This is a genomic window from Cytobacillus luteolus, from assembly GCF_017873715.1.
In the GTDB taxonomy this organism is placed as follows: domain Bacteria; phylum Bacillota; class Bacilli; order Bacillales; family Bacillaceae_L; genus Bacillus_BV; species Bacillus_BV luteola.
Window position 1 is genome coordinate 236,392 of the sequence record NZ_JAGGKM010000003.1, and the last position, 12,169, is coordinate 248,560.

At 35.2% G+C, this 12,169-nt stretch carries 13 protein-coding genes and 1 other RNA gene; 10 read left to right on the top strand and 4 right to left on the bottom strand.

The features are described from left to right. Positions 1–20 precede the first annotated feature (20 nt). The 8 genes from J2Z26_RS09655 (at position 21) to J2Z26_RS09690 (ending at position 7,118) form a co-directional block, all read left to right on the top strand. Positions 21–257, top strand: a complete 237-nt coding sequence (locus J2Z26_RS09655; protein ID WP_227413845.1) for a CotD family spore coat protein — start codon at positions 21–23, stop codon at positions 255–257. Positions 258–339: 82 nt separating this feature from the next. Next, a complete protein-coding gene (locus J2Z26_RS09660; protein ID WP_193539748.1) occupies positions 340–903 on the top strand; it encodes an SLOG family protein in 564 nt (187 codons plus the stop codon). 105 nt (positions 904–1,008) lie between these two features. Continuing rightward, on the top strand, positions 1,009–1,314 hold the full coding sequence (gene gpsB, locus J2Z26_RS09665) for a cell division regulator GpsB (RefSeq protein WP_193539475.1): 306 nt from the start codon (positions 1,009–1,011) through the stop codon (positions 1,312–1,314). A gap of 74 nt (positions 1,315–1,388) precedes the next feature. Further along, positions 1,389–1,769: RNase P RNA component class B (gene rnpB, locus J2Z26_RS09670), an RNA gene on the top strand. 156 nt (positions 1,770–1,925) lie between these two features. Then, positions 1,926–3,065 carry a THUMP domain-containing class I SAM-dependent RNA methyltransferase gene (locus tag J2Z26_RS09675; RefSeq protein WP_193539474.1) on the top strand — a complete coding sequence of 380 codons (1,140 nt, stop codon included), beginning with the start codon at positions 1,926–1,928 and terminating at the stop codon, positions 3,063–3,065. A gap of 202 nt (positions 3,066–3,267) precedes the next feature. Beyond that, positions 3,268–3,441: a DUF3921 family protein gene (locus tag J2Z26_RS09680; protein ID WP_227413869.1), complete on the top strand. Its 174-nt coding sequence runs from the start codon at positions 3,268–3,270 to the stop codon at positions 3,439–3,441. Positions 3,442–3,573: 132 nt separating this feature from the next. Beyond that, positions 3,574–5,517: an ATP-dependent DNA helicase gene (locus tag J2Z26_RS09685; RefSeq protein ID WP_193539473.1), complete on the top strand. Its 1,944-nt coding sequence runs from the start codon at positions 3,574–3,576 to the stop codon at positions 5,515–5,517. 89 nt (positions 5,518–5,606) lie between these two features. Then, positions 5,607–7,118, top strand: a complete 1,512-nt coding sequence (locus J2Z26_RS09690; RefSeq protein ID WP_193539472.1) for a carboxypeptidase M32 — start codon at positions 5,607–5,609, stop codon at positions 7,116–7,118. 39 nt (positions 7,119–7,157) lie between these two features. Here J2Z26_RS09690 and J2Z26_RS09695 read toward each other — a convergent pair whose 3' ends face one another. The 3 genes from J2Z26_RS09695 to J2Z26_RS09705 form a co-directional block, all read right to left on the bottom strand. After that, on the bottom strand, positions 7,158–8,810 hold the full coding sequence (locus J2Z26_RS09695) for a b(o/a)3-type cytochrome-c oxidase subunit 1 (protein WP_193539471.1): 1,653 nt from the start codon (positions 8,808–8,810) through the stop codon (positions 7,158–7,160). Further along, on the bottom strand, positions 8,807–9,280 hold the full coding sequence (locus J2Z26_RS09700; RefSeq protein ID WP_193539470.1) for a cytochrome c oxidase subunit II: 474 nt from the start codon (positions 9,278–9,280) through the stop codon (positions 8,807–8,809). Before J2Z26_RS09700 ends, J2Z26_RS09695 begins: the two co-directional genes overlap by 4 nt. A 64-nt stretch (positions 9,281–9,344) precedes the next feature. Further along, complete coding sequence (locus J2Z26_RS09705) at positions 9,345–9,497, bottom strand: cytochrome c oxidase subunit 2A (protein WP_193469089.1); 153 nt, start codon at positions 9,495–9,497, stop codon at positions 9,345–9,347. A gap of 653 nt (positions 9,498–10,150) precedes the next feature. On the opposite strand from J2Z26_RS09705, the gene J2Z26_RS09710 reads away from it, so the two are divergent. Both J2Z26_RS09710 and J2Z26_RS09715 read left to right on the top strand, forming a co-directional pair. Next, positions 10,151–10,381 carry a hypothetical protein gene (locus J2Z26_RS09710; RefSeq protein ID WP_193539469.1) on the top strand — a complete coding sequence of 77 codons (231 nt, stop codon included), beginning with the start codon at positions 10,151–10,153 and terminating at the stop codon, positions 10,379–10,381. 103 nt (positions 10,382–10,484) lie between these two features. Then, the gene (locus J2Z26_RS09715) at positions 10,485–11,570 is read left to right on the top strand and encodes a PRK06851 family protein (protein WP_193539468.1); all 1,086 of its coding nucleotides are present in this window, start codon (positions 10,485–10,487) and stop codon (positions 11,568–11,570) included. Positions 11,571–11,602: 32 nt separating this feature from the next. Here the strand turns inward: J2Z26_RS09715 and J2Z26_RS09720 are convergent, their stop codons facing one another. Further along, on the bottom strand, positions 11,603–12,058 hold the full coding sequence (locus J2Z26_RS09720; RefSeq protein WP_193539467.1) for a chemotaxis protein CheX: 456 nt from the start codon (positions 12,056–12,058) through the stop codon (positions 11,603–11,605). Between the last annotated feature and the right edge of the window lie 111 nt (positions 12,059–12,169).

Sequence of the window (12,169 nt, forward strand, 5' to 3'; positions counted from 1 at the left end):
ATGGAAAGGAGATTTTAATTATGAATGGTAGACCAAACATGATGGCACCGATTGTATATCCAACGAAATGTAATGTTCAGCATTATTGTAATAAGACGGTTGTTCCACACATTCATCCGTCACATACTCAACATGTGAATCATCAAATGTATGAGCACGTACACTATTATCCACACACTGAGTCTGTTGTAAATGAAGTTTCTCACCAACACTTTAATTGTGGTCCTAGAATGCCAAGACCATTCTTTGGTAGATAATGATTATATAGAAACAGGAACTAACGTTTTAGTTCCTGTTTCTCTTTTATTAACTATAGTAAAGGAGTTACCTGAAAAATTGATTCGTATTGTCGCAGTCTCAGGATACAAGCCGCATGAGCTTGGGATTTTCAAAAATGAACAACCTGAAGTAGAATATATAAAAAAAGCACTAAGGAAACAACTTGAACAATTAGCACAAAATGGATTAGAGTGGGTAATAATCAGTGGACAACTAGGTACAGAATTATGGGCTGCGGAAATTACATATGAGCTTCAAATGGAGTATGAGCAACTGAAAGTCGGAGTTTTCACCCCATTCCTTGACCAGGAGGAAAACTGGAAGGAAGATAAGAAAGAGTATTATGAGTATATACTGTCTCAAGCCGACTATGTTAACAGCATTACAAATAAAAAATATGAAAATCCAAATCAATTTCGATTGAAAAATCATTTTTTCGTTGATAAGAGTGATGCTCTCTTGCTTTTATACGATGATGAAAAACCGGGTAATCCTCAATATATCCTTGAAGAGGCTAAGAAAAAATCCGAAAAAATGCCATACGAAATTATTATGATTAACTCTTATGACTTACAAATGATTGTAGAAGAAGAATTGCTTAAAAGAGATGACTTTTGGACTTAAGTGATGTGAAAAGAGCCTTAGATAGTAAAAGAAAAATTGACAAGACATAAGTTTTTTGAAAAAATAGAAAGAGAAGATTGGGGAAAGTGTATCGAGGTGAATAGAATGATAACAGACAAAATTAAACTTTCAGTTAAAGATATCTTAGAAAAAGAATTCAAAACAGGCATGAGAGGGTATAAGCAAGAAGAAGTCGACAAGTTTCTAGATTTAATCATAAAAGATTATGAATTATTCCAGCAGGAGCTTGAAGACCTTCAACAAGAGAATATACGTTTAAAACGTCAGGTAGAAGATTCTTCATTTAAAAAACAGCCAACACAACCACAAACCGGTACAACTAATTTTGATATTCTAAAAAGGCTATCAAATCTTGAAAAACACGTATTCGGGAATAAGTTATTTGATTAATTGTTAAATCTTACAAACGAAATAGTGTTGCGAAGTAGTGTTTTATTTACTATACTTAGTGAGCAGCATTAATAACGTTCGGGTAATCGCTGGAGAATAACATTCTTTAGAGGAAAGTCCATGCTCGCACGGACTGAGATGTCCGTAGTGTTCGTGCCTAGCGAAAAAATAAGCTAGGGTAGTCTGGTCTTACTGGACTAACGGCAGGGAAAAAGCCTAAGTCTTTATGGATATGGCTTGAATACCTTGAAAGTGCCACAGTGACGTAGTCTTGTAAGAAATTACAAGGGTGGAACGGGTAAACCCCTCGAGCGAGAAACCCAAATTTGGTAGGGGCACCTTCTCTTAGGAACTGAACAAGGAGAAGGACAGAGCAATTCTGTAGATAGATGATTACCACCTCGTACAAGGCAGTTGCCGTTTGTAGTACTTGGAACAAAACATGGCTTATAGAACGTTATTGATGCGTATAAACTTTAACGTATAATCTAAGCTCTCCTTTTATAGGAGAGCTTTTATTTTGGGTATACTGATAATAGGATACCATGATTATATAGTGTAAATGTGCTTTATGAATACATAAAATTTTGGAATGTTAGGATGAGAAAAAAATGGGCAAAGTTTCATTGATTGCAACAGCAGCAATGGGTATTGAAGCAATTGTTGCAAAGGAAGTACGTGATTTAGGGTATGAATGTACTGTAGATAATGGAAAAGTGCTTTTTGAAGCAGATGAAAAGGCAATTTGCAGAAGTAATCTTTGGCTACGAACAGCAGACCGTGTGAAAATTAAGGTAGGAGAGTTTAAGGCAACAAGCTTTGACGAGCTTTTTGAAAAGACTAAAGCATTAAACTGGGGGGATTATCTGCCAGAAAATGCTGAGTTTCCTGTAATTGGTAAATCGGTCAAATCTAAATTGTTTAGTGTGTCAGATTGTCAAAGTATTGTTAAAAAAGCAGTTGTTGAAAACTTAAAAAAACATTATAAAAAGCAAACAGAATGGCTAGAGGAAAATGGTCCGTTTTTCCGTATTGAAGTGGCACTATTAAAAGATATTGCAACCCTAACCATTGATACAAGTGGAACGGGGTTACATAAAAGAGGCTATAGAATAGGGCAAGGCGAAGCTCCAATAAAAGAAACCCTTGCAGCTACACTAATTAAACTTACAAACTGGACACCTGACCGACCTTTTGTTGATCCGTTTTGTGGTTCAGGAACATTACCTATTGAGGCAGCACTTATTGGACAAAATATTGCTCCAGGATTTAATAGAGGTTTTGTTTCTGAGCAATGGAGTTGGATTGGGAAAGATACGTGGGATGACGCAAGACAAGAAGTTGAAGATCTTGCAAAATATGACCAACCTATAGATATTACAGGGCTTGATATTGATCATAGAATGATACAAATTTCAAAAGAAAATGCAGAGGAAGCAGGATTTGCAGATCTGATAAGTTTTAAACAAATGCAAGTTTCTGATTTTACCTCCAAAAAGGAATATGGTGTTATTGTAGGAAACCCACCATACGGTGAACGATTAGGAGAGAAAAAAGCAGTAGAAGCAATGTACAGAGAAATGGGGAAAGCCTTCTCCAAGCTAGATACATGGTCAGTATATATGCTTACTTCCAACGAAAGCTTCGAGGATTGCTATGGTAAACCAGCAACTAAAAAAAGAAAGCTGTTTAATGGATTCATAAAAACCGATTACTATCAGTATTTTGGCCCTAGACCACCGCGTGATTAATAAAAGGTTTTATTGGGATAGATATTCTATTGTTATAACAAGAGTGGAGCGGAAAGAAACGGGCAAGGTTCAAAGTGTAAATAGTCCTTTTGAAAAAAATTTGTAAAATAGCAAAAATAAAGTGAATAGTAATTACAAACAAAACATAAAATGTAATTGTTATTTATTATTCGGTTTTACAGGAGTGATTAGATTGAATACAATGGACTTTTCTAAAATCCGTGAAGCATTGGAAACTTCATATAAAGCTCTATTGAGTGAAGCGGGTCAAGAGATTAGTGTGATGGATAACATCTCACAAGCACAAGACGAATATCTTCAAGCTCTTTCTCACGCTACCTCAGTTGAAAAAGATTACTTACGTTATACCAAGTAAAGGAACCATAAGATTAATTTTTTACTCGCCCAAACGTGGCGAGTTTCTTTTTATTTTCACAGTTTTATTTGACTTACTAATTGTTATATATGATAATTTTCCTTTAGTCTTATCTTCTGGAGGTATTAATAAATGATTCGTGATCGACTGCCCTTTCAAATTACAAAGCAGGATAATTTTTTTGATAAGCTTAATGAATGGATTGGTGATATTTTCTATGACATTCTTCCTGATAAGGGATTTGAATTAAGGGATGAACAAATTTACATGGCATTTCAGCTTGAAAGGGCATTTAAAAATAAATCAATCGTCTTTGCTGAGGCAGGGGTAGGAACAGGAAAAACAATTGTATATTTACTCTATGCACTGTGCTATGCAAGATTCACTGGTAAACCTGCCATCATCGCTTGTGCAGATGAGTCATTAATTGAGCAATTAGTAAAGCCTGAAGGTGACATTGCAAAAATTTCAACTGCATTAGACTTAAATATAGATGTAAGATTAGCAAAATCTCAAGATCAATATTTATGCCTGCGTAAACTAGATGATGTGATGGTTAAAAATGATTCTGAGTTAATACATGATTTATACAGTGAACTACCTGATTTTGTACATAATCCTTCAACATTACAATCGTTTTATCATTATGGTGACAGGAAGAATTACTCAGATATCCCAGATGAAGATTGGGATTTAGTGGCTTGGGATACTTTTCAAGATTGCTTTTCCTGTGAAAAAAGACATCGTTGTGGGCAAACTTTATCAAGGGAGCACTATCGAAAAGCAACAGATTTAATTATATGCTCACATGACTTTTATATGGAACATGTTTGGACATCTGAAGCTAGGAAACGTGAAGGGCAACTCCCTTTATTACCAGAGGGTAGCTGTGTGGTTTTTGACGAAGGACATTTGTTAGAATTCGCTGCTCAAAAAGCTTTAACGTATCGCGTGAAAGAAACAACACTTGAAAACCTATTAACGAGACTATTAGAAAATGATATACGTGAAGAATTTGCTTACCTAATCGAAAGCTCGATTGAACAAAATGAAAGATTCTTCACACTCTTAAAAAAGAGCTCGACCAAGGTACAAGGATCAGATCGAATGGATATTCAGTTTGATTCAGAGTTAAGAACAGTTGCAAGTAAATTATATACGATGCTTTCCAAAATAGGTGATGATCTTGTTTTTGAAAGTGAAACATATACAATTGATCACTATGAATTGAATATTGTTGATGAGCACCTTGATAAGATGGAATTTGCTCTTAAATTGCTTTTAGAGAAGTCAGAAGCAATTTTCTGGATTGAGAACACTAGAGATGGAGACAGTACACTAGTTATTATGCCTAGAGCCGTAGAGGCTGTTCTGAAAGAAAATGTATTTTCTAAGAAAATGCCATTTATTTTCTCATCAGCAACTCTTTCAGAGAATCAAACTTTTGACTACATAGCATCGAGTTTGGGGGTTACAGATTTTGATTCTTTCTCTGTCGAATCACCATTTAATTACGATGAACAGATGTCAATTTCAGCCCCTGTTTTTAAAATGAATGACAATTTGTTCCTTGATAAGGTTTCATATACAATTGATCAATTGAAAAAGACAGACGGCAGAGCCTTAGTACTATTTAACACGAAAGAAGAATTATTGAAATTTAAGCAAGAGGTTTCAAATACAACCAGCTTTTCTTTCTTATTCGAGGGTGAACAGGAAATAAGCCAACTTGTTTCTCGTTTCCAAAATAATGAGGAAACAGTACTTTGTGCGGTTCATTTATGGGAAGGGTTAGATATTCCAGGACCATCCTTGTCAAATGTTATCATTTGGTCATTACCGTTTCCACCAAACGATCCTGTTTTCCAGGCAAAGCGTAAATACGTTGAAAATGCCTTTTGGAAGGTTGATGTACCTTATATGATACTTCGCCTCAAGCAAGGGGTAGGGCGTTTAATAAGGGCTCATGAAGACAAAGGGATTATATCGATTTATTTAACAGATCAAACTCAAAGTGAAGTGATTGAACAAGTTAAACAGGCGCTACCGACAGAAGTAAAGATTTCCAACGAATGATGGGTTGAAATATACTCTATTAAAAGGGATTTGTTGGATGATGTTGAATAACTAGAGTGAAAAGCTTATTTTTATGGGGGGTTATTTAATTGGAGATTCAAAAAATAGAAACGCAGTTTCTTGAATATGTAAGAAAAATGACAAGTTATAATGAAGCAATTGGACTTATGTATTGGGACTTAAGAACAGGTGCTCCGAAAAAAGGTGTTGAACAACGTTCTGAAGTAATTGGAATGCTTTCCTCAGAGGTTTTTAAAATGTCAACATCCGAAGAAATGGCGGCATATTTAGCAAAGTTATCTTCGCCACAAGTGAAGGAGCAATTATCTGAGATCACTAGTAAAACACTTGAAGAATGTCAAAAAGAGTACGATAGAAATAAAAAAATACCTGCTGATGAATTTAAGGAATATGTGGTTTTGCAATCTAAAGCTGAATCTGTTTGGGAACAGGCAAAGCACGAATCAAATTTTTCGATGTTTGAACCATACTTAGAAAAGCTTGTAGCTTTCAATAAGAAATTTATTGGATATTGGGGCTATGAAGGAAATAAATATAATACTCTGCTCGATATGTATGAGCCTGGTGTAACAGTAGACATTCTTGATAAAGTGTTTTTACAGCTACGTGAACATATCGTTCCACTTGTTAAAGCAATTGCTGAATCAGATTCTAAGCCTGAAACATCCTTTTTATATAATCATTTCCCAAAAGAAAAACAGCGGGCGGTGAGCTTAGAATTACTTAAAGAAATGGGTTATGATTTTAATGCAGGAAGACTTGATGAAACAGTCCATCCTTTTGCAACAGGTCTAAATCCTGGTGATGTAAGAGTAACTACCAATTATGATGAAAACGACTTTAGAACCGCAGTTTTTGGCACAATCCATGAAGGTGGACATGCTTTATATGAACAAAATATATCTCAAAGCTTAGTAGGTACACCATTATGTTCGGGAACATCGATGGGAATTCATGAATCACAATCGTTATTTTATGAAAATATCGTGGGAAGAAGCCTGGCTTATTGGAAGAAAAACTATGATTTATTGAAAGAATATTCAAGTGGACAATTTGAAGGTATCTCAATTGAAGATTTTTATCGTGGTATTAACGAATCAAAACCTTCCTTTATTCGTATTGAAGCAGATGAATTAACTTATCCACTTCATGTCATGGTTCGTTATGAAATTGAAAAAGGTCTATTCAATGATGAGATTGAAGTTAAAGACTTGCCTAAGATCTGGAATGCAAAATATGAGGAATATCTGGGGATTACGCCGGAAAATGATGCAAAAGGAGTCCTACAGGACGTTCATTGGGCAGGAGGTAGCTTCGGGTATTTTCCATCTTATGCCTTAGGCTATATGTATGCAGCCCAATTAAAGCAAGCGATGTTAAAGGATTTACCGAATTATGATACTCTACTAGAGGAAGGTAATTTACAACCTATTAAAGAGTGGATGACTGAGAAAGTTCATCAGCATGGTAAATTAAAAAAGCCACTTGAGATTCTAAATGAGGTTACAGGAGAAGGCTTAAATGCCTCACATTTAATAAGCTATTTAGAAGAAAAATACAGTGGCGTATATCATTTATAAAGATTTTAAAAAACTCTCCGATGAAGGAGAGTTTTTTTATTACAATAAATTATTAAATCCTTTTGAACCTGGAGGTGCATTTTGAATCATATCTATGAAAGGAATTGTGTAAGCAATTAGGATTAGGGCGACTAACACTCCTACCCATACCTTCCAATTTTCTAGAATCATAGGTGTTCTTTCAGCTGTGTCTGCTACTTCACCTACAGGGAATTCAGTTTCACCTTTAGGCGCAAAGAAAGCAAGGTTAATAACGATAACTAAAACTAAGATAATTCCTATAAATAGAATTGATCCACCAATCGCCTGGGCGATTTGATAAGGAATCCATTCAGCTGCTTGTGCTGAATCACCGTACGTTGAGAATGATGAACGTCTTGGTGCTCCTAGTAGACCTGCAAAGTGCATTGCAGTAGACATAAATGCCATACCTACAACCCACACGATTGTTTGTACAATCGCCAACTTATTCATAGCTTTTGTTAATACACGGCCAGTAATATGTGGAATTAACCAATAAGCAATTCCAAAGAACGTTAGTAATACAGTTGTTGCTACAGTTAAGTGAAAGTGGCCTGTCACCCAAATTGTATTATGAACAACTTGGTTCATTTGGTGAGATGCATTAATGACACCACCGGCACCTGCTGGAATAAAGATTAACATACCCATAAACGGTGCGAAGAAACGTGCATCTCCCCATGGTAATTTTCTAAACCATCCGAAAAGACCAGTTGCTCCTTTAGATCTTCCATACATTTCGAACGTTGCAAACATTGAGAATGCTGTCATTAGTGAAGGGATAATTACCATAAATGTTAACACAACTTGTAAAAATTTCCATGCTGGATCAATACCTGGTTCAGTTAACTGATGGTGAAATCCAACAGGAATTGAGAATAGTAAGAATAGCACAAATGAAAGTCTAGCTAAAGCATCTGAGAATATTTTTGCACCAATAACTTTAGGTATAACAACATACCAAGCCATATAGGCAGGCAGTAACCAGAAATATACTAGTGGGTGACCAAAATACCAGAATAGTGTTCTACTAATCAATACATCTATTGTTTCCACTAGTCCTAGTGACCATGGTAAAAATTGAATTAATACAGCAGCAGCAACTCCTAATGTCGCCACTAACCAAAGAATCATAGTAATAACTGCCATAAAAGCAAGTAAAGGTGTAACAGCACCAGGATTAGCTTTTTTCCATTTTCCAAAGTGTGAAAACATTCCAAATCCGCTAATCCAGCTTCCTACAACAACTAGTGTTAATCCAAGATAAAATGCCGGATGAGCCATTAGAGGTGCATAGAAAGTATAAAGGACTGAAGCCTTACCTAATAAAATTGTAGTAGCAGTCATAGATGTTCCTACTGTCATAAACCAAAAACCAATCCAGCCTGATAGTCGAACCTTATCAGACAATGTTCCCGCTGTCTTACTTAACGATGCGAAAAGAAAACCTATTATAAAGAATGTAGTAAGTACAAGACCTAATAATACACCATGAACAGTAAGTAATTGATAATATCCAATACCCGCAGGTAATGTGAATTCTCCTGAACGGACTAGAGTTTGTAATAAACCAGCAAAACCACCTAGAAATAAAGCGATAAATGCTACATAAATATGGGCCATTGCCAGTTTGCCGTCACGCGAATTAACCTTTGATACAGTATTCATCATTGTTCTACCACCTCAATTTTCGCACTCATTAAGTGGTGTCCAGCTCCACAATATTCGTTACATAGAATTAAATATTCTCCAGTTTTATCGAACTTTTGAGTGTAAGTGTTAATGTATCCAGGATGAACCATCATATTGATATTAGTTCCGGCAACTTGGAATCCGTGAACAACATCCGTTGTCGTTACGTTGATTACCACTTCAGCCCCTTTAGGAATTTGGATCTGATTTGGTGTAAAAGCAAAAGCTGAAGTAACAATGTTTAATTCATATTTGTTACCTTCTATGTGCCTTAAACCAGGGTTATCAAAAGGTGCCGTTTCACGAACCTTTTCAGGATCAATCGTTACTAGACAGCTAGCAGGCTGTGTACCCATATAAAAAGCACCAACGCCTACGGTTGTTAAAAATACTAAAAGTGTTCCAATACCAAACGTCAACCAAATTTTCTCAAATTTATGCATATGCATTGCGTTTCTTCTCCCCTTCCAAAACATGAGTAATTAAAAAGTTAAGTACCATAAAAATTCTTGACTATAAGTTGTGAACACGGTCTAAAAATAGGAAGTAAACACCCACCCATGTTACTATTAGGAAAAAACCTAGTAAGAATACCGAAGCTAATGTTCCCTTCAATGAAGAACTATCTTCCACTTTAATTTTCTTTTCAGTTTCAATTTTCGGCATAGTCATTCAACCCCCTTAAAAATTATCAATGATTACACTTTCATAATACAAAAAAATAAATGAAAAACTAGGTGCTTTAAAGGATGTCATAAATTGTTCATTCCTTCTATATTCACTATTTTAATAGGGAAAAATTGAAACATCAGTGATATATATCACATTGTTATGGGGGTATTTGTGAACATAATGTGACAAGTGAAGTTTGGAGGAAACGTCCAAAAACAAAGAAAAGGCTCCTAGCTAGATACTAGGAGCCTTCACTTATATAAAAAAAGATAGGGATACTAATTAGACGAACACATATTAGAGAAAGTTTCAAACTTATCTACAGAACTATAAATTTATTTTTAACTATGGTTATCTACGATTTTGGCTGTTTGAAAATCTTTGCTTAACGTTTTAACTACAGTATTGCATATATTGTAGGAAAGAAAGGTGATAAACTTGATTAAATATTATTGTTCGAATTGTTTAACCTTTATTGAGGTGGAACAGAAAAGTTGTCTTCACTGTGGTGCTGCCGAGGTAAAAGTGATAGAAATAAATGTTCACAATACAAGTTCTAATTCAAAGTCGTAACGTACTCTCTTGGGTACGTTTCTTTTTATGTAATCTTGATATACTATTTTAATATATAGAAGGAGGGGGTACATTTGTATTTTGTTGTAGTCGATATTGGTTGTAGTGATTGCGGAGAGAGCTCAAACTTAGTGGGTATCTTTACTACTGAAGAAAACGCAAGAAATGCAATGCATAACTATATGAAGGACAATCATTTAACCATGGATGGTGACCATGAATTATTAATATTTAAGTTAGAGGAGTTAAACAGAGTACATAATAACAGCTATGATCATCTTATTTTCAGTTCGCAAGATAGTTAGGATGTTGAAGGGATTTAACTAGTTGTAATTCACTTATCACACTTTTATGAACAGCACCATACCTTATTGTAGGCACGTGTCTACAAGGAGGTATATGTTAATTATGGTACAAATCAAAAATTACTATGCTGGATCTAATTCAAGTCAGGGATTTTATTCACTCTATGATGAAGCGCTAAAGGGCTTAGAGAAGCTTTATATTTTTAAAGGTGGGCCAGGTACTGGAAAGTCAACATTCATGAGAAAAGTTGGACTATTTCTAATGGAAAAAGGCTATAGTCTTGAGTATTTACATTGCTCCTCGGATAATCATTCCATTGATGGCCTTATTGTTCCTTCGTCGAAACTTGGATTTGTTGATGGAACTGCTCCACATGTTGTTGAACCAAAGTATCCAGGAGTGGTTGAAAAGGTAATTGATTTAGGTCAATACCGTAATGATTATCAACTACTAAAAAATAAAAGAGAAATTATTGAGTTAACTGATGATATTTCAGAAAACTTCTCAGCAGCCTATAAAGTGTTTGCTGAAGCGAAGAAAATCCATTTAGATAGAGAAGAAATTTATTTATCAGCTATGGATTTTAAGAAGGCCGATCAAGTAACGAATGGATTAATTGAAAACATCTTTTGCGCTCCTTTCCAAGAAGAAAAGAATCCAACTGTAAGAAAAAGATTTTTTGGTGCGGCAACTCCAAAAGGCGCAGTTAATTTTATAGATAATATAACAGAAGATCTGGAAAAAAGATTCATAATTAAAGGGAGACCCGGAAGCGGAAAATCCACTTTAATGAAGAAGATTGGTAAAAATGCAGAAGACAGAGGATTGTCCGTTGAATATTTCCAGTGTGCTTTTGACCCAAATAGTGTAGATATGGTTGTTATTCCAGGGCTAGGTGTTTCAGTTGTAGACGGAACAGCGCCACACATAGTTGACCCTTTTCGTAGTGGAGATGTAGTAGTTGATATGTTTAAACTCTGTATGGATACAGACATCGAGGTTCGCTGTAAGAAAGAAATTGGAGAGCTTAATACAAATTATAAAAGTAAGATGACATTAGGTACCAATTTCTTAAGTGAAGCAAAACGACTTCACGATAAGCTAGAGGATTATTATAAAGAAGCAATGGATTTCACTGCGGTAGATAAAAAAAGAGAAGAAATTATAAAGGAAATATCCAAATTTTAGATAATAATAGGAGGCACTTTTACAGTACCTCCTTACTTAATTTCTAACATTAAGATGATTTGAAGCTCTCTTTTATCTTCAAACTGTACAGGAACTCTAAATGCCTTGTCAAAGCCAAACATCTTTGATTGTCCTACAATTACGGTTGGAGGAGTAATGTCCATGATAATATTTTTTTGGGAAACATGTGTAGAAAGATTGCCTGCAATCATGTTCCCTAGTTCCCCAGTGAAAGAATCAAGCATTTCACCCTCTATCGGCATCCCGAACATCATTTCACCGATTCCGCTAAATACACTTTGTTCGGCTTCAATTATTAATCGGCCTCTAATATCCCCAGTCATTCCAATAAGCACTCCAATAGATGACTGAACAACAGGTTCAGTAAACAAACTTGGACTTTCTATATGTAATGAGGCAGGTATAACTGATTTTACCGCTTCAATTGTGCTGTTGAGAACATTTGTTACATTTGCAGTTAACGTCATGATGTATCCCCTCCATATTAGACAACATGTATTTTTTATATAATAACACATTTCGACAAAAAACTACCTTAAAAAATCAAAATTTTATAAAAATAACGATAAAAAACACCC

What these genes read in the sequence shown, in the direction of transcription:
- J2Z26_RS09655 (WP_227413845.1), top strand. Translation starts at nt 21, where the DNA reads ATGAATGGTAGACCAAACATGATGGCACCGATTGTATATCCAACGAAA.
- J2Z26_RS09680 (WP_227413869.1), top strand. Translation starts at nt 3,268, where the DNA reads ATGGACTTTTCTAAAATCCGTGAAGCATTGGAAACTTCATATAAAGCT.
- J2Z26_RS09685 (WP_193539473.1), top strand. Translation starts at nt 3,574, where the DNA reads ATGATTCGTGATCGACTGCCCTTTCAAATTACAAAGCAGGATAATTTT.
- J2Z26_RS09675 (WP_193539474.1), top strand. Translation starts at nt 1,926, where the DNA reads ATGGGCAAAGTTTCATTGATTGCAACAGCAGCAATGGGTATTGAAGCA.
- J2Z26_RS09700 (WP_193539470.1), bottom strand. Translation starts at nt 9,280, where the DNA reads ATGCATATGCATAAATTTGAGAAAATTTGGTTGACGTTTGGTATTGGA.
- gpsB (WP_193539475.1), top strand. Translation starts at nt 1,009, where the DNA reads ATGATAACAGACAAAATTAAACTTTCAGTTAAAGATATCTTAGAAAAA.
- J2Z26_RS09720 (WP_193539467.1), bottom strand. Translation starts at nt 12,058, where the DNA reads ATGACGTTAACTGCAAATGTAACAAATGTTCTCAACAGCACAATTGAA.
- J2Z26_RS09705 (WP_193469089.1), bottom strand. Translation starts at nt 9,497, where the DNA reads ATGCCGAAAATTGAAACTGAAAAGAAAATTAAAGTGGAAGATAGTTCT.
- J2Z26_RS09715 (WP_193539468.1), top strand. Translation starts at nt 10,485, where the DNA reads ATGGTACAAATCAAAAATTACTATGCTGGATCTAATTCAAGTCAGGGA.
- J2Z26_RS09695 (WP_193539471.1), bottom strand. Translation starts at nt 8,810, where the DNA reads ATGATGAATACTGTATCAAAGGTTAATTCGCGTGACGGCAAACTGGCA.